At 34.6% G+C, this 18,432-nt stretch carries 20 protein-coding genes; 19 read left to right on the top strand and 1 reads right to left on the bottom strand.

The features are described 5' to 3' along the window. Positions 1–20 precede the first annotated feature (20 nt). Positions 21–1,229 (bottom strand): NO-inducible flavohemoprotein, encoded by a 1,209-nt coding sequence (gene hmpA / locus ACIP9C_RS01500; protein WP_401007981.1) that lies wholly within the window; start codon positions 1,227–1,229, stop codon positions 21–23. Positions 1,230–1,639: 410 nt separating this feature from the next. On the opposite strand from hmpA, the gene ACIP9C_RS01495 reads away from it, so the two are divergent. From ACIP9C_RS01495 to ACIP9C_RS01405, 19 genes are all read left to right on the top strand, one after another. Beyond that, positions 1,640–1,843 carry a transcription initiation factor TFIIIB gene (locus ACIP9C_RS01495; protein WP_401007979.1) on the top strand — a complete coding sequence of 68 codons (204 nt, stop codon included), beginning with the start codon at positions 1,640–1,642 and terminating at the stop codon, positions 1,841–1,843. Positions 1,844–2,044: 201 nt separating this feature from the next. After that, entirely contained in the window at positions 2,045–2,764 is a 720-nt protein-coding gene (locus ACIP9C_RS01490; RefSeq protein WP_401007978.1) for a metallophosphoesterase family protein, read from the top strand. 191 nt (positions 2,765–2,955) lie between these two features. After that, positions 2,956–3,660: a hypothetical protein gene (locus ACIP9C_RS01485; protein ID WP_401007976.1), complete on the top strand. Its 705-nt coding sequence runs from the start codon at positions 2,956–2,958 to the stop codon at positions 3,658–3,660. A gap of 218 nt (positions 3,661–3,878) precedes the next feature. After that, on the top strand, positions 3,879–4,526 hold the full coding sequence (locus ACIP9C_RS01480; protein WP_172771022.1) for a GntR family transcriptional regulator: 648 nt from the start codon (positions 3,879–3,881) through the stop codon (positions 4,524–4,526). A gap of 202 nt (positions 4,527–4,728) precedes the next feature. Continuing rightward, positions 4,729–5,841, top strand: coding sequence for a M20 metallopeptidase family protein (locus ACIP9C_RS01475; RefSeq protein ID WP_401007973.1), 1,113 nt, complete (start codon positions 4,729–4,731; stop codon positions 5,839–5,841). Between the two features lie 29 nt (positions 5,842–5,870). Then, the gene (locus ACIP9C_RS01470; RefSeq protein ID WP_401007972.1) at positions 5,871–7,283 is read left to right on the top strand and encodes a YfcC family protein; all 1,413 of its coding nucleotides are present in this window, start codon (positions 5,871–5,873) and stop codon (positions 7,281–7,283) included. Between the two features lie 67 nt (positions 7,284–7,350). Further along, positions 7,351–8,568: a M20 metallopeptidase family protein gene (locus ACIP9C_RS01465; protein ID WP_401007971.1), complete on the top strand. Its 1,218-nt coding sequence runs from the start codon at positions 7,351–7,353 to the stop codon at positions 8,566–8,568. A gap of 203 nt (positions 8,569–8,771) precedes the next feature. After that, entirely contained in the window at positions 8,772–9,578 is an 807-nt protein-coding gene (locus tag ACIP9C_RS01460; protein WP_401007969.1) for an amino acid ABC transporter substrate-binding protein, read from the top strand. A 142-nt stretch (positions 9,579–9,720) separates the two neighbouring features. Beyond that, the gene (locus ACIP9C_RS01455; RefSeq protein ID WP_172771027.1) at positions 9,721–10,377 is read left to right on the top strand and encodes an amino acid ABC transporter permease; all 657 of its coding nucleotides are present in this window, start codon (positions 9,721–9,723) and stop codon (positions 10,375–10,377) included. A gap of 11 nt (positions 10,378–10,388) precedes the next feature. Then, positions 10,389–11,135 carry an amino acid ABC transporter ATP-binding protein gene (locus tag ACIP9C_RS01450; protein ID WP_401007966.1) on the top strand — a complete coding sequence of 249 codons (747 nt, stop codon included), beginning with the start codon at positions 10,389–10,391 and terminating at the stop codon, positions 11,133–11,135. Between the two features lie 836 nt (positions 11,136–11,971). Next, on the top strand, positions 11,972–12,802 hold the full coding sequence (locus tag ACIP9C_RS01445; RefSeq protein WP_401007964.1) for a S8 family peptidase: 831 nt from the start codon (positions 11,972–11,974) through the stop codon (positions 12,800–12,802). Between the two features lie 18 nt (positions 12,803–12,820). Further along, positions 12,821–13,774 carry an SAR2788 family putative toxin gene (locus ACIP9C_RS01440; RefSeq protein WP_401007962.1) on the top strand — a complete coding sequence of 318 codons (954 nt, stop codon included), beginning with the start codon at positions 12,821–12,823 and terminating at the stop codon, positions 13,772–13,774. Between the two features lie 20 nt (positions 13,775–13,794). Further along, a complete protein-coding gene (locus tag ACIP9C_RS01435) occupies positions 13,795–14,322 on the top strand; it encodes a hypothetical protein (protein WP_401007960.1) in 528 nt (175 codons plus the stop codon). Positions 14,323–14,420: 98 nt separating this feature from the next. Further along, the gene (locus tag ACIP9C_RS01430) at positions 14,421–14,945 is read left to right on the top strand and encodes a hypothetical protein (RefSeq protein WP_401007958.1); all 525 of its coding nucleotides are present in this window, start codon (positions 14,421–14,423) and stop codon (positions 14,943–14,945) included. Between the two features lie 90 nt (positions 14,946–15,035). Beyond that, positions 15,036–15,569, top strand: a complete 534-nt coding sequence (locus tag ACIP9C_RS01425; RefSeq protein ID WP_401007956.1) for a hypothetical protein — start codon at positions 15,036–15,038, stop codon at positions 15,567–15,569. 58 nt (positions 15,570–15,627) lie between these two features. Then, positions 15,628–16,158 (top strand): hypothetical protein, encoded by a 531-nt coding sequence (locus ACIP9C_RS01420; protein ID WP_337981591.1) that lies wholly within the window; start codon positions 15,628–15,630, stop codon positions 16,156–16,158. Between the two features lie 231 nt (positions 16,159–16,389). Further along, entirely contained in the window at positions 16,390–17,343 is a 954-nt protein-coding gene (locus ACIP9C_RS01415; RefSeq protein WP_401007954.1) for an SAR2788 family putative toxin, read from the top strand. Between the two features lie 20 nt (positions 17,344–17,363). Then, complete coding sequence (locus ACIP9C_RS01410; protein WP_401007952.1) at positions 17,364–17,891, top strand: hypothetical protein; 528 nt, start codon at positions 17,364–17,366, stop codon at positions 17,889–17,891. Positions 17,892–17,989: 98 nt separating this feature from the next. Beyond that, on the top strand, positions 17,990–18,432 hold a 443-nt coding region (locus ACIP9C_RS01405; RefSeq protein ID WP_401007950.1), incomplete at its 3' end, for a hypothetical protein.

Below are 18,432 nucleotides of genomic sequence, written 5' to 3'. Positions count from 1 at the left end.
CGCAGGGCTAGTTCTTTTTTTTATTTTGTATTTAATTGGAGCGCAGGACCGAAGAATTCGTAATGAATTTGACTGTCAACGATATTGCATTCATGTAAAGCATTAATAGAAGCTTCCATAAATGGTGTTGGTCCGCAAATATACACTTGTGTATCTTTCGTTAAAAGAGGGCGGAGTACGTTAGCGTTAATGTACTCATTTTTTTCAGAGTATAACACTTTATGATGTGCATTACTGTCTTTTTTGAATACACTGAACAGCTTGCTTAAACCAGTTGGGCCGTTTAATGCGTTCATTTTATTTTGAATGTCTTCATGGAAAGCAAGGACATTTTCATTACGTGCACATTGAATGAATGTAACGTTTTCTTTATTTTGAATTGTTTGTAACATCGCATTTAAAGGTGTTACGCCAATCCCACCACTAATGAATAGTACAGGTGCATTTGTTGGTTCATATGTGAAGACACCTGCTGGCGCACTAACGTCAATTGTTGTGCCCAGTGCAGCATCGTGTAAAAAGTTTGATACTTTTCCTTTAGGATTGTGCTGGCTTTCACGTTTCACAGAAATACGGAATTCTTGTTCATTACTTGGCTGTGATAATGTATATTGACGATTTAATAAATACTCTTCACCTGGAGCAGTTACTCGAATTGAAACATATTGTCCTGGTTTGTAAGCTGGCACTTTTGAGCCGTCTGTTGGCTGTAAGTAGAATGATGTAACATCATCACTTTCTTTTACAGTGCGAGCAATTTTGAATTGTTTAAATGCACGCCAGCCATTATTTTGTTCAGCTGCTTGATATAAATCTTCTTCTACTGAAATAAAGATATCTGCAATGACACCATAAGCTTTACCCCATGCATCGATGATTTCGTCAGTTGCTGCATCACCTAACACTTCTTTAATTGCTGCAAGCAGGTATTGACCTACAATCGGATAATGCTCAGGTAAAACCCCAAGACTTACGTGTTTATGTGCAATTTGTACGACTACAGGAACGATTGGTTCTAAGTTGTCGATATGCTGGGCTGCTGCATAAACTGTATTTGCTAAAGCGCCTTGTTGGCGACCTTGAGTTTGGTTTGTGTGATTAAAAATATTTAATAATGATGGATTATCCTTAAATAAGTTGCTATAGAATTTTTTTGTAATGGCTACGCCGTGCACCTCTAATACAGGTACTGTTGATTTAATTACGTTAATTGTGTGTTGATCTAACATGTTGAACACGTCCTTTCGAGATTTACTATATTCCTAAAGTATATTTAAAGCAATATATAAAATACATCTTTAACAAAATAGACACAAACATGTATCTATAATACTTCTTTTATTGAATATTTGTGAGAAGCTATTGTTATATTGTTTTGATATAAATAAAAAGAGCTGAAAATTTTGGATTTTATTGTACTTTACGCACTGTAAAAGAGAATACTCATAGCGACAGTCATCTAATATGTTATTTTAAAATAATAATTAATAGATAGGGAAGTTATAGATTTTCTTAATACAGTAGGAAACCTGAAGTTAAATGAATTGAAGGTGAAACCAATTTACTGTTCAGTCGTAAATATACGAAGAGCTAAATTACATGAAATCCTTTGATAGTAATATAATGGGGAGGTTTTTCGATGAAACATTTCACGACACTAACGGAGTGCCCAAAATGTGGTAGTGTAGATTTAGGGAAGGGCAAACATAATGGTTATGCAGTGATGCATCCTTCGAATAAGATGAGCTTTGGTTCAGAGGTTGAATATATTCTTTGTACGGATTGTGGATTTATAATCGAAAGCTACGTAAAAAAGCCAGAGAAATTTAAGGGGACGCTTTAGGTTCTAATAAACGATCGATGGATTATTGCACTTTTTATTAAATCTATAATAGAAGTTGTTTGGCGTACAAAAAAGGCAACGATTAAGAACGCGCCAGAAATATATACGTCTTTTTTCGATGTAGTGAGCTATTAAAGGAATAAATAACGATTTTGTCGAATAACGAATAGAGAATATATGGAATTTTAAGGGGGAAGCTTTGTGACGAAGATTGCAATTATTTCAGATATTCATGGGAATAAAACCGCATTGGAAGCAGTATTAGAAGATATTCGAATAAGAGAGATTGAAAGAATTTTTTGTCTAGGAGATTTAATTGGTAAAGGACCTCAAGGATCTGCATGTATTGAACTTATTCAAAAAAATTGCGAGCGAGTCATTCGAGGCAATTGGGATGTGTTCATTCAAGCACCTACGGATAATGAGTTTATCCAGTGGTACAAAGATCGATTAACAGAGAAAGATTTTGAGTATTTAAATTCGTTACCATTTCATATTGATCTTGAATTAAATGGACAACTAATAAGGTTTTTCCACGCCTCTCCAAGAAGTGAATTTGAACGTATTTTGGATAGTCATCCAATTGAAAAACGTTTATCGATGTTTGAGAATAATGAAATAACAAATTCAATCCATTACGATAAACTGCCGGATATCGTATTCTACGGCGATATTCATACAACTTTTTTACATACATATAGAAAGGGGATTTTGTGTAACGTAGGCAGCGTCGGAAATTCACTTGACTTAACGTCAGCATCCTATGCGATTTTAGATGGTACATTTGCAAACAATGCCATTCAATTTATTAGAGTAGATTATGATAGAGAAGCTGAGCTGAAAATTGCAGAAGAGATGGGTTTACCGCAGTTAGATAAATATTATGATGAAATTATGTTAGGGAAATATCGGGGTGCATAGAGACGATTTCATTTAATGACCTTGTGGAACAAAAAATAAGAACCCATTTTGAGTAATTATTATTCAATAATTAAGCTCGATTATTAAATTACTTAAGTACAAATCGATCCACCTTTTTGTATAAAATATAAGAATCATTTTTGGCATAAGTAGTGAATTATTGAGAACACTGAATCATGAGGTGTTTTCTTTTGAAAAAAATGATCCTGATAATTTTCGCTTCTTCTGTATTCTTCATTTTCATTCAAGCTAAAGCTATGATAAATGAACATGATAAAATTGCAAAGTCTAATATAGTAGATGTTTCCTTATTTGCCAAAGAGATGAATGATAATTATACAGATTTCAAAATTGATTTTCGTGGTAGCGTGCTTTCAAGACCTTATTGGATCAACACAACAAATCCTACTTTTTCACCTCAAATTAAGTATGAGGACATCAATAATGATGGAAAGAAAGAGTTAATCATAATTTTGACCAAAGATACTGGTACAGGAATTCTAGAACAAGAAGCACACGTTTTCCATATTCAAAATCAAAAAATAAATATGCAGTTTGTAGAAGTTCCAGTTGAAGTGCTTGTGGAGGACCCAATGGCAATTGTATTTAAAAACGTTAAATCCAAGTTAAAACCAAACACAGCTCAAATTAAAATAGGCGAAAGAGAATATACTATTAATATTAAACCTTTACACATTCAAGCTAATGATTTATTTGCGAATGTCTACTTTGGCAATAAAATCACCTTTGACGTTAAAGACAATCTCCTAATAGCAAAAATCGGAGCTCAAATTGCACCAGCAGGCGGATATATAGGGGATATTTATATTACGTACATGTACAAAGATAAAATGTATCAAGAAAAGTCCATTGATTTTATACCTTATAATCCATAGTTAAACTAACGGAGGGCGTTATTCCAAAAAGGGATAAACGCTTTTTTATTTTGGTTTTTGCATAAACACTGCACTAAACTGTCAGATAGTATATATTAATGTTGGACCATATTACTTCTAATGAATAGTTATTAGGCGATGGCTATGGCTAAGATACTAGAAAAAAGTGTATAGTAGATAAAAAGGATTGTTAAAAAATATAAAATTGAGGTTACTTTATGAATAATTATTTATCGCTAAAAGACCATGTTTATAATTATATCGTAGATCAAATTAATAATGGAAATCTGATTGCTGGAAAAAAGGTGAATGAAAGTGCTATTAGCGAAAGCCTAAATGTCAGTAGGACACCGGTTAGAGAGGCGTTAATACAACTTTCTTCCGAAGGGCTATTAGAAAATGTGCCAAGAAAAGGCTTTGTAATTAAAAATCTTACGACGGAAGAAGCCAAAGAAACGTATTTTATTATTGGGGCATTGGATGGCTTAGCTGCTGCTTTAGCTGCACCTTTTTTGACTGAGAAGCATATGAATGAAATGGAATTTTATATTCAAAGTATTGATTTGGCCATTAATACTGGCAATTTCTCTATGTATCATAAAATGCAGGAAGCTTTTCATGGCGTATATTTATCAGTTTGTCCAAACAAGAGTCTTGTCAACCTGCTATTACAATTAGAAAAGAAGTTTTTGAAAAACTTTCATCATGCTGATGAGCCAGAAATCACAAAAAAACGATTGTCTCAAACAAACAATGAACATCGAAAAATGGTAGAACTATTTAAAAAAGGTGAGATAGCTGAATTAGAGAGATACATGAAAGAAGTACATTGGAATATTGATAAAGCAGAGCTTATACCACTTTAGGTGCTAATTTGCTCGCTTAAACACGAAAAGTAATTCTGTTTTTAAATAAACAGAATTATTTTTTTGTTGAAAAAATTTAAATATAATATACAATATACAATATACAGAAGGTTAAAACGATTTATTTTACCCTTGAAATATTTGATAGATGAAGAGATGAGGGTGGAAATATCAAAATTAGCTTTTGAGGAGGAAACACACAGTGAACAGTAAAAATTTTGATTTAGCCAAACAATTGCGTCACGAATTACATCAACACCCAGAACTTTCTAATGAAGAAGTATGGACAAAACAGCACTTAATTGAGTTTTTGAAAACGTATACAAAGTTAGTGATTGTTGATAAAGGAAATTGGTTTTATGCCATTTATCATGCAGAATCAGCTAAGCAAAATATTGCTTTCCGTGCTGATTATGATGCATTGCCGATGGATGAAGTGATTGATCTTCCATGGGCTTCTCAATTTCCAGGAAAAGCACACAAATGCGGTCATGATGGGCATGCGGCGACATTAGCGGCATTTGCACTTGAAGTCGATCAACTAGGTGCAGACAAAAATATCTATTTCCTCTTCCAACCAGCGGAAGAAACAGGGGATGGGGCTATTCAATGTGTTGATTTCATTAAGGAACACAATATCGATGAAATTTTCGCCTACCATAACATGAGTGGACTTCCTTACAAAACTGTAGGAATTATTGATGGTACTGCTTTATGTGCTTCAAAAGGAATGACCATTCATATGAAAGGTTCACCTACACATGCTAGTCAGCCAGAAAAGGGCATCAATCCAGCGTTTGCCATTGCAAATATTGTGAATGCAATTCCTAAATTTATATCCCCTGATTTAAATAAAGGACTTGTTCTTTGTACAGTTGTACAAATCGATGTAGGTGAGCACGCTTTTGGAATTGCAGCATCGACAGGTGATCTTCGTTTAACTATACGTGCCCTTTATGAAGATGAGCTGAATAGACTACAAGAAAATCTTGAAAATTTTGCAAAAAATCAAGCACAACAATATGGGTTGCAAGTAAGTTTTGCTTATAATGATGAATTCCCAGAAACGTTCAATCACAAAGAAAGTGCAGACAAAATACGTTCCGTTGCGAAATCTGAAGGAATGACATTACTTGAACTAGATGAAGCTTTTCGCGGATCCGAAGATTTTGGCCATTTTACAAAGCTAACAAAGGGAGCTTACTGCTTCATTGGTAATGGAGAAGACTACCCGCATGTTCATACACACGAGTATGATTTCCGTGACGAATTGATTGAATCAGGTGTGAATCTATTTAAAGCATTAATTAAATAAACGAGTAAGAGGGATTTGGAGGATTTTTCATGTCAGCAAAGGAAAAACAAAAAGGTATTAATTTCCCACATGTTTACATAATGTTTATGCTAGTAATGCTACTAGTTGTGTTACTATCGTGGATTGTTCCGAGTGGGGAGTATGAACGGATAGTAAATCCAGATACGGGTATTACCGAACTAAATACTGACAATTTTTCGTATGTGGAGCAAGCAAAGCCCATAGGGTTCATGGATTTTTTCACAGCTTTACATAACGGGGTTGTACAATCAGCAGATATCATTGTGATGTTGCTGTTTGCAAGTGGAGCACTATTTATTCTTGAAAAGTCTGGTGCAATTGCAGCAGGTATCCATAAATTATTAAGCGTTGCAGCAGGAAAAGAAAAACTAATTATCATCTCATTGCTCGTATTGTTCTCCGTATTAGGAACAATTGGATTCGGAGAAGGGGGTATTCCATTCATTCCGCTTGCAATGGCAGTCGTTATGGGATTGGGGTATGACCGCATCACAGCTTTCGCTATTCCAACAGTTGGTTTAGCCATTGGTTTTACAGCTGGTGTTGTTAATTTCTATACGACAGGTGTAAGTCAAACGATTGTTGGCTTACCTATCTATTCTGGACTAGTATTCCGTATCGTTGCTTTAATTGTCTTTATTATTATTTCAATGATTTACATTCTGCGCTATGCGAATAAAACAAAAGCAGATCCAAGTAAAAGTATTGTTGCTGCTGAATATTTAGAAGAAATTGAGAATACAAAAACAGCTGAGTATGAAGAAGAAGAATTTACAATGTCAAGAAAGTTGGCATTATTAGGTTTAGTTGTCGTTTTAGTTGGTAGTGCATTCGGTGCTATTAAACTAGGATGGGGGATGCCTGAACTTTCTGCTGTCTATGCTATTTACGCAGTCTTATTAGTCATCATTTTAAAACTTAAACCTAGTGAGGCCGCTGAAACGTTTGGTGTTGGTGCAGCTAGACTTTTACCTACAGGGCTTGCAATCGGTTTTGCTCGTTCAGTCATGATTTTAATGACGCAAGCACAAATAATTGATACAGCCGTACATTCATTATCAAATATATTAAACAATACGGGAACGATTATTACTTTATTGGTACTATTTATCGTTGTTATTTTCTTTAACTTCTTCGTTGTTTCAGGAAGTGGCAAGGCGATTATTTTAATGCCAATTATGGGGCCGTTAGGGAAAATATTAGGGATTAATCAACAAGTAATGGTTGTAGTGTATCAATTTGGTGACGGCTTTACGAATTATTTATGGCCGACTTCTGGGGGGCTAATGGCAGCGCTTGGCATGTCGAATGTAAGCTATTCTGCTTGGGTAAAATTCTCAATGAAACTATTCCTAATACTACATTTTGCGGCATTTGTTTTAATATTAATCGCACATTATATCGGGTTAGGACCATTTTAATCTATTAGTTCATTCAACACTTTGAAGTTCTACACTTACTATTAAACATAAAGGGGATTACGACACGATGAATATTTTAGAACATTCTAAGAAATATGAAGAACAAATTATAAAAGATCGTCGTTATTTACATCAATATCCGGAAATTGGCTTTGAACTGCCAAATACACAAAAGTATATCCAACAACGCCTTGATGAAATGGGCATTGCCCATAAGCAATGTGGAGTGGTGCCACCTGAAATTAAAGAAAAATATGAAATAGCAGGGTTTGGTTCACAAGATCAATGTACAGGTGTAGTTGCAACAATTGGACAGGGGACACCTTGTATTCTTCTACGTGCTGATATGGATGCATTGCCAATTCAAGAAGAAGTTGATTGTGAATTTACATCCAAAAATCCTGGTGTGATGCATGCTTGTGGTCACGATTCACATGTAGCAATGCTGTTAGGCGCTGCGCAAATTTTGAAGGACCATGAAGCGGAGTTACAAGGAACGGTTAAACTATTGTTCCAACCTGGGGAAGAGTGGGGGTATGGCTCTAAGCTAATGATTGATGATGGTTTGCTACAAAATCCAAAAGTGGATGCGGCATTTGGAATTCACATTATGCCAGATCAACAAGCAGGCACATTATCTGTCCATAAAGGAACATTAACACAAGCAATGGATACGTATATCGTCAATATTCAAGGGAATGGTGGACATAGCTCACAGCCCCATAAAACGATAGATTCCAATATGATTATGAATCAACTGTATACAAGTTTAAACCTATTAATGACACGGGAAGCAGATCCAAATCATAGTGTAACATTTTCAGTAGGTGCGATGGCTGGTGGTACGGCGACAAATATTATTCCAGACAAAGCGGTATTACAAGGAAATATGAGAAGCTATGATCAACAAACGCGTGACCATTTATGTAAACGCATCCCAGAGATGATAGATCATACTGTAAAAGCATGGCGGGGAGAATATCAGACAATTGAATTCCATACGCCAACAACATATAACAATCCAGCATTTATTGATGCGATAACGCCATTTTTAGAAAATATAGTGGGGGCAGAAAATGTAGTAGATAATGGATACCTTGGAGGTTCAGAAGACTTTTCTTACATTTCGCAAGAAGTACCTTCTGCATTTGTTGTGCTAGGAACAGGAAAAGAAGGCGAAGCACCTGTGCATAACCCTCGTATGCGTCAAAATGAGGATGTTTTTAAATATGGTGCTGCATTACATGCAAATGTGGCAATGGAATGGTTAAAACAACAGCATTAAATAGAAATTTACTCTAAAAATAGTTCAGCCAGAGTTTTCTGGGTGGGCTGTTTTTGAATTCTAGTATAATATTCTAATAATTCAATTAAGATATTGACAACAATGCGCCATTTTGATATTCTTTAACACGTTAGTAGTTTAGCAAGAGAAAGCGAAACTATTATTTCTAATAATTAATATAAAATGTTAGGGGATATTAGATAATGAAGCGCATTTTCACAATACTATGCATGCTTACAGCGGTACTAGCTTTAGCAGCTTGCGGTACTTCTGGAGAAAAATCGAGTTCAACAGATGGCTCGAAGGATTCAGATCAATCAACAGAAAAAGTAATAATCGGAATTGATGATAAGTTTGCACCATTAGGATTCCGTGATGATAAAAACGAAATCGTTGGCTTTGATATTGACTTAGCACGTGCTGCTGCTGAACATATGGGAGTGGAAGCTGAATTCCAACCAATCGATTGGAAAACGAAAGAGGCTGAGTTAATTAGTGGCCGCATTGATTTAATTTGGAATGGTTATACAATTACAGACGAGCGTAAAGAAAAGGTATTATTCACAAAGCCTTATTTAGAAAATGCACAAGCAGTAATGACAATTAAAAAATCTTCTATTAACGCTCTAAGCGATTTAGCAGGTAAAGAAGTTGGACTTCAAGCACAGTCTTCTGCTGCAGAGGCGCTGAATGCAAACCCAATTCACAAAGAAGTGAAAAACGTCACAGAGTTTGCGGATAATGTGTTAGCCTTAACAGATTTAAAAACAGGCCGTTTAGATGCAGTCATTATTGATGCAGTGGTAGCAGAATACTACATGACGCAAGAACCTGACACATTCAAACTATTAGATGAATCATTAGCACCTGAGCAATATGGAATTGGTGTCAAACCAGGAAACGAAGCATTATTAGAAAAGCTACAAGCCGCTTTAGATAAAATGAATGAAGATGGTACAGCAGCAGAAATTTCTACAAAATGGTTTGGTGAAGATAAGGTATTGAAATAGATAACTATCGCATGTACTTACGAGCTAAATTCCGACTTAAGCCTACTGGTCGTAATCAAGCTATTCGTACAAGATAATTGAATGTTATTAGTCGGTAAGAGTTTCCTCGTGAAACTCTTATACTTTTTGGAGGGAAATAGTTATGGCGGATTACTGGCAAACAATGATTTTGCCGATGCTTGATGGCGCAAAAATGACGGTGCTGCTGTTCATTATAGCCATTCTTGTATCGATTCCACTTGGATTCTTACTTACATTAGCTGTAAAAAGTCGTATCAAACCATTGTCTTGGTTTGCTCAAACGTATATATACATCATGCGCGGTACACCGCTGTTACTACAATTGCTATTAATTTGCTTCGGCTTACCAATGGTACCTGTGATTGGAGAATATATGGTCCTTGATCGCTTTGTTGCTGCCTGTCTTGGCTTTATTTTAAATTACGCTGCCTACTTTGCAGAAATATTCCGAGGTGGCTTATTGGCAATCGATAAAGGGCAATACGAAGCGGCACAAGTATTAGGCTTGTCAAAATGGCAAACAACGACACGCATTATTTTGCCACAAATGTTTCGTGTAGCGTTACCTGCATTATCGAATGAATCGGTTACATTAATTAAAGATACGGCACTTCTTTACGCGGTAGCTGTACCAGAATTGTTGCATTTTGCACAAACAGCTGTAAACCGTGACTTTACGATTGTGCCATTCTTTATTGCTGGCGCTATTTATTTAGTGATGACGCTTGTCTTAACGGTATTCTTTAAGTGGCTAGAAAAACGTTTTAAATTTGAATAGAGGTGACACAGATGGCACTGCTTGAAGTATCGAATTTGAAGAAATCCTTTGGTGAGTTAGAAGTGCTAAAGACCATCACGTTTAATATAGAAAAGAACGATGTCGTGGCTGTTATTGGTCCGTCTGGGTCTGGTAAAAGCACCATGCTACGAAGCTTAATTCATTTAGAAGAAATTAATGGGGGAAGCATTTGTGTCGATGGCGATTATTTAGTACAAGACGGAACATATGCCAAACAACAGGATATAAAAAAAATGACTGCGAAAATGGGCATGGTATTTCAGCACTTTAACTTGTTCCCACATTTAACAGTACAGCAAAACCTTGAAATAGCACCAGGCTTACTAAAAACGGAGTCATCAGATGCTATTGCACGTCGCTGTCAAGATTTACTGCAAAAAATCGGGCTTGCTGACAAAGCGAATGCGTACCCAGCGAATTTATCTGGTGGGCAAAAACAACGTGTTGCTATAGCGCGAGCGCTCATGATGAATCCACAAATTCTATTATTTGATGAGCCAACTTCCGCACTCGATCCAGAACTGACAGGTGAAGTATTAAAGGTAATGAAAGATTTAGCAGAAGATCATATGACGATGATCGTTGTGACGCACGAAATGGGCTTTGCACGTGAAGTTGCAAACAAGGTTGTCTTTATGGATGGTGGCGACATTATCGAGGCAAACCATCCTGAAGCTTTCTTCACTAATCCACAGCATGAACGGACAAAAGCATTTTTACAAAGGAATTTGAAATAATATATGAGCTGTCTCAATTGAGATGGCTCTTTTTTATTTATGCCTACTGCCGTTGATTTCCGCGGGCGGACGCTTTCCGCGGGCACACACGTAAGACGCAACCCTCGCTACGCGCGGATTGTTGCGTCTTACGTTCTGTGCGTTCCCGCAGGAGTCTCCACCCTTCGCTCCAATCAACTTTGATAAACGTTAAACTTCAAAAGAATACAAAAATAGAAGGCATCGAGTTACTTCACGATGTCTTTTCTTATAGAGATAAATACTGGCGTTGATTTGCGCGGGCACACCGTAAGCTGCAACCCTCGCTATGCGCGGATTGTTGCGTCTTACGCTTTGTGCGTTCCCGCAGGAGTCGCCACCCTTCGCTCCAATCAACTAACCTTTAAGCTTCAAAAGAATACAAAAAAGAAGGTATCGAGTTACTTCACGATGTCTTTTTTTTATAGAAATAAATACTGCCGTTGATTTCCGCGGGTACACATTAACGCTAGGTTGACCCTTCTAGAATCGCCAATAATATTTAAGGTAACGCCACGAAAACCTTAAGAAACGCCTCTAAACTAATAGCAATCGCCATTACGTAAAATTTGCAAGAAAAACTACATAAAAGTTATTGACACTTTTTAAAGTGAGAATTTAGAATAATCTTAAAAAAATCTTCTCTTGAAAAACTTCAATTGTCTTGTAGAGAACTAAAAGGATTTATAGACATAAATCTATTTTAATTTTCCAACATGACCATCACTTAACTACGAAAAACCCTACAGAATAACTCTCTTTACAATGAGAGAGCCCATCCATGTTGGAATTATTTTTAACAACTACATAGCAAGGAGGTGAACGCTATCAATAAAGAATTTGGTGTGTTTTTGTCTCTAATTATTTTCTTTCTTTGTTTTTTTACCTTCGGACAGTTAGCAATAAAAAGTGACAACCACTATATAAAAGTAGCTGTATTGGATAGTGGTATTAATAAAGAGTTGGATTTCTTTCAAGGCGTTGCATTTGAAGAAGTCAATCTAATTCATCCTGGGGAAAAGATTGTTGATGATTTTAATCATGGTACGCCAGTCGCGGGAATTATTATAGGGGAAGGTGAAGCTCCAATTGGTAGAAATTTAAAAATATATGATATTAAATTGTTAGATGAAAAGGGCAATGGTTCAATTGAGGATTTAATAGAAGCTATTAACTGGTGTATAGATAAACAGGTCGATTTTCTCAATATTAGTTTTGGTTTTCAAACGCAAAATGCTGAACTAGAATCTGTTATTGAAAAAGCAATAGAGCAAGGGATTACTATTGTCGCCGCCGCTGGCAATACATATGGCTTAGCAACCGACTACCCAGCAAAATTGGATGGTGTACTGTCCATTGGTTCAATGAATGAACAAAATAAACGATCCTCTTTTTCAGCTATTGGAAAAATTGATTATGTTTTTAACGGGGAGGATGTACAAAGTATTAATCATCATGGTCAAGCATCTGACTTTACGGGCACCTCTTTTGCTGCTGCCTATGCAACACATCTATTTATTCAGTTGAAAGAAACATATAAGGAGGTTGAGTTACAAGAAAATTTTAATGCTATCTTACAACAATATACTGTGACAAAAGATTTTTGGAATGACGCTGAATATGGCAAAGGTACAATATATATACAATAATAAAGGGGAAATGAAACGATGAAATGGAAAAAACACTTCATATCTATTATTATTGCAGGGTTGCTATTTGCAAATATTGGGCCTAATTTGATTGCTGCACAGGATTATGATGTCGTGTCTGATGAGCCTATCGTGTTGATTTCCGTAGATGATCTACATGACGTTAATCCAGAAGAATACCAACAAGAATTATACGATGAATTAAATAAAAATCTTGTTTATTCAGACGATAGCACGATAAATATTCGGAATATTGAAATATATAATAACGAATTACTTGTCCAAACAACTTTTGAGTCCGAGGATTTGAAAGCGGATTTAGACATCAAGTTTAATAGTGAAAGCGAAGAAATAGTAATCGATAGTGTTATCGAAGAAAAAGGCACTGTAGAGCAAAACCATTATCGTGTGACGATGCAACAACTAGAAGATGACCATTACAGTACAATATTTACGGATTTAGAAACGTATGAAATGTATGAAAGCAATCCTGAAAGGTTAGAGGCATCGATTATCCATGCCATTGTATACAGAATCGGTAGTGCGATTATTCAATATACAATAAAAAAAATTGGTACTAAAAAAATCCTGGAAATTGGCAAACGCTCCTATTACAGCAAGTCAAAAGATGCAGCGAAAAAAGCTGTAGCCAACTTTACAGATATCACGTTGGATGTAGGTGGTGGTAAAAAGGTTTATTTTACGAAAGCTAAAATGAGACACATTCTAGAAAGACATCATCCGAATTATTGGACTGGAAATGAGAAAAAGACATTTTTTGATCCAGATTTATCTGTTAATGATATTAAAGATATTGTTACAACAGTAATTAATAATAATAAATTGGGAATATCTAGAAGTTTGAATAGTAATCATAGTATAAAGGTATATGGAAAAGTCAATGGAATTAATTACAGAGTGTATGTTGAAAAAGATGGGATTATTAGTTCAGCTTATCCAGTTGGAAAATAAGAGAAGGCGTGGTGCTTATCATGAGTAAACTGAGGATTGAAACTTTTATTGTTCAAGAAGATTTAAATGCTTTTCCAGAATGTAAAATTGAAAGCTATTCTATTCATAATCCATTAGCTGTTGATGTAGCAAAGGGTATTCTAGAAGAAAATGAAGGTGATTACTTATATGGGTTTATAAGCTTAATATATAATGATTCGGTTATTTTTGGCAAAGAGCAATTAACGGATAATTTATTAGATACTTGGAGTGATTTAGTTTACATTTTAGATCATAGATATGAAGGTAGTGCTGAAAGTATCATTTTTTTGGATAATGCAACTTATGAAGATGCCATTATTGAAGTAATTGGTCAGTATTATCAAATTTACCTTGATAGTTCTCATAGCTTCCAATTGCCTATAGAGCCATTTGAAAATGAGGTAAAAAAAGGTTTTATTGAATTTATGGACTTTTGTAAAAATGGCAACTTTTTATTCTCGGAGGAAAGTTTATATAAAAGTCATTTAAAAACATATAACGAATTACTTTATGATAAAGGTAAATGAAACTAGTGGATATGGGACTGCTTATTTCCAATGAGCAGTTCCCCTAATTTAAGGGATTTAACATGAGACTCATTTTCAAAGAAAGTATGGTGCTTTCCATGAATAACCTTAAAATCGCAACATTTATAGGGAGAGAAGATATAAATGCCCAAGTTTATAAAATCGAAAGTTTTCCTATTACAAATCCATTAGCCGTGGAAAAGGCACAGAAGATTTTAGAAGAAAACGAAGGTGATTACCTATGTGGCTTTGTAAGCTTAATTTATAATGATGTGGTGATTTTTGGCGAAGAGCAAATAACGGAAAGTTTATTAGATACATGGAGTAGTTTAAGTAATATTTTAGAAAGTAGATATGATGGGAGCAAAGAGGAGATAAATTTTTTGGATAATTATCCCTATTACTATACTACAATTCAAGAAATTGATCAATTTTATGAAATTCAACTTGATCGAAACCAGCGCTTTTTCGTGCCTATCGAGCCATTTCGAAATGAAGTGAAGAGAGAATTTTTCGCATTCATGGAGTTTTGTAAAAATCTTCAGTTTTCTGAGGAGAGTTCTTATCGTGGACTTTTAGAAACATACGAAGAATTAATTCAAAATGAAGAGGAAAAAACTTAGATGGCAAAATATATACAGGAGACTGCTTGAATTTATCAAGCGGTCCCCACATTGTATTTTTCTTAGAATACCATAAATGTGAGGTGTAGTATGAAAAATCTTAAGATTGAAACATTTATTGGTCGACAATATTATAGCAATTTTCCAGAAGTAATAACTGAAGCTATTCCTATTACCAATCCATTAGCGGTAGAAAAGGCACAGAACATTTTAGAAGAAAATGAAGGTGATTACTTATGTGGCTTTGTCAGCTTGATTTATAATGATGTAGTGATTTTTGGAGAAGAGCAAATAACGGAAAGTTTATTAGATACGTGGTTGGATTTAATTTATATTTTTAATACACATTATGATGGAAGCAGTCACAGGATTGTTTTTTTAGATAATCATCCCTATATCGAAACTACAATTCAAGAAATTGATCAGTCCTATGAAATACATCTGGATCGTAACCAATGCTTTCTAGTGCCTATCAAGCCATTTCGAAATGAAGTGAAGCGAAAATTCTTCGAATTTATGGAGTTTTGTCAAAATGAAAAACTACAGTTTTCTGAAGATAGTTCTTATCGTGTAGTATTAGAAACATACAAAGAATTAATTCAAAATGAAAATTGCTTGTTTTAAATTGAGCAGTCCCCACAATGTATTTTTTCTTGGATTACTCATAAGTGTGAGGTTTCGTATGAATAAAATAAAAATCGAAACATTTATAGGTGAAGAAGATATAACTGCCCCAGTATATAAAATTGAAAGTTTTCCAATTACCAATCCATTAGCTGTGGAAAAGGCACAAAAGATTTTAGAAGAAAACGAAGGTGATTACTTATGTGGCTTTGTAAGCTTGATTTATAATAATGTGGTGATTTTTGGAGAAGAGCAAATAACGGAAAGTTTATTAGAAACGTGGAGTGATTTAATTTATATTTTTAATAAATACTATGACGGAAGAAATCATGGAATTGTTTTTTTAGATAATGCTTTCTATAATGATACGGTAATTCAAGAAGTTGGTGAGTTTTATGAAATACAACTAGATTGTCACCAACGCTTTCTAGTTCCTATCGAACTTTTCAAAAATGAAGTGAAAAAGGAATTTTTTAAGTTTGTGGAATTCTGTAAAAATGAGAAATTACAGTTTTCTGAGGAGAGTTCTTATCGTGGACTTTTAGAGACGTATGATGAATTACTTCAACTTGAAGATAGAAAAATTTAGACAGCAAAATTATAACAGGAGACTGCTTGATAAATTCAAGCAGTCCCCACATTATATTTTTCTTGGAATACCATAAAAGTGAAGTGTCGTATGAATAAACTAAAAATCGAAACATTTATAGGGGAAGAAGATATCAATGCTTTTCTAGATTATACAATTGAAAGTTACTCTTTTATAAATCCATTAACTATCAACATGGCAAAGTTACAATAATAAAGCGGAAATGAAACGATGAAATGGAAAAAACACTTCATATCTATTATTATTGCAGGGTTGCTATTTGCAAATATTGCGCCCAATTTGATTGCTGCACAGGATTATGATGTAGTGTCTGATGAGCCTATTGTGATGATTTCTATAGATGATATACATGACGTTAATCCAGAAGAATACCAACAAGAACTATACGATGAATTAAATAAAAATCTTGTTTATTCAGACGATAGTACGATAAATATTCGGAATATTGAAATATACGATAACGAATTACTTGTCCAAACAACTTTTACGTCCGAGGCTTTGAATGCAGATTTAGACATCAAGTTTAATAGTGAAAGCGAAGAAATAGTAATCGATAGTGTTATCGAAGAAAACGGCACTGTAGAGCAAAACCATTATCGTGTGACGATGCAACAACTGGAAGATGGCCATTACAGTACGATATTTACGGATTTAAAAACGCATGAAACCTATGAAAACAATCCTGTAAGGTTAGAGGCATCGATAATACATGCCATTGTATACAGAATCGGTAGTGCGATTATTCATTATACAGTAACAAAAATCGGGACTAAGAAAATCCTGCAAATTGGCAAACGCTCATTTTACAGCAAGTCAAAAGATGCAGCGAAAAAAGCTGTAGCAAACTTTACAGATATCACGTTGGATGTAGGCGGTGGTAAAAAGGTTTTCTTTACGAAAGCTAAAATGAGACATATTTTAGAAAGACATCATCCGAATTATTGGACTGGAAAGGAAAATAAGTCGTTTTTTGATCCAGATTTATCGGTTAATGATATTAAAAATATTGTTATTACAGTAATTAACAAAAATAAATTAACGATATCTAAACAGTTAAATAAACAGCAAAAGATAAGTGTTCGAGCCAAAGTAAATGGAATTGAATATGAAGTTAATTTCAATGGGCATGGGCATGTTAGTACAGCATACCCTGTAGGAAAATAAAAGAAAGTGAAGTGTTTAGGATGGAAAATATAAAACTCGAAACATTTATAGGCGAAGAAAATCTAAATGCTTTTCCAGATTTAGTGATTGAAAGTTATCCTATTTCTAATCCTTTAGCAATTGAAAAGGCACAGAAGATTTTAGAAGAAAATGAGGGTGATTATTTATGTGGCTTTGTTTCTTTGATTTATAATGGTGTGATGATTTTTGGAGAAGAACAAATAACGGAAAGTTTATTAGATACGTGGTGGGATTTAATTTATATTTTTAATAGTCATTATGACGGAAGCAGACACAGGATTGTTTTTCTAGATAATCATCCCTATATTGATACTACAATTCAAGAAATTGATCAGTTTTATGAAATACAACTGAATCGAAACCAGCGCTTTTTCGTGCCAATTGAGCCATTTCGAAATGAAGTGAAGCGAGAATTTTTCGCATTCATGGAGTTTTGTAAAAATGAAAAACTACAGTTTTCCGAAGATAGTTCTTATCGGGGGCTTTTAGAGACATATGTAAAATTACTTCGACTTGAAGATATATAAATTTAGACGGCAAAATTATAGAGAGGAGACTGCTTGATAAATTCAAGCAGTCCACACATTGTATTTCTATTGGAATACTCATAAATGTGAGGTGTCGTATGAACAATCTTAAGATTGAAACATTTATTGGTCGACAATATTATAGCTCTTTTCCAGAAGTAATAACTGAGGCAGTTTCTATTACGAATCCTTTAGCTTTTGAAAAGGCTCAAAGGATTTTGGAAGAAAATGAAGGGAATTACTTATGTGGGTTTGTAAGCTTAATATATAATGATGTAGTTATTTTTGGCGAAGAGCAATTAACGGAAAATTTATTGGATACGTGGAGTGATTTAGTTTATATTTTGGACCACAGATATGATGGTAGTATTCATAATATCATCTTTTTGGACAATGCAACTTATGACGCTGAAATTGAAATAATTGATCAACATTATCAAATTCACCTTGATAGTTCTCATAGCTTCCAATTGCCTATAGAGCCATTTGAAAATGAGGTAAAAAAAGGTTTTATTGAATTTATGGACTTTTGTAAAAATGG

The sequence above is a fragment of the Lysinibacillus sp. NPDC093210 genome (assembly GCF_044753985.1).
Taxonomy (GTDB): domain Bacteria; phylum Bacillota; class Bacilli; order Bacillales_A; family Planococcaceae; genus Lysinibacillus.
Note: the sequence above shows the minus strand (reverse complement) of the source record. Positions and strands in the feature narration are given on the sequence as shown.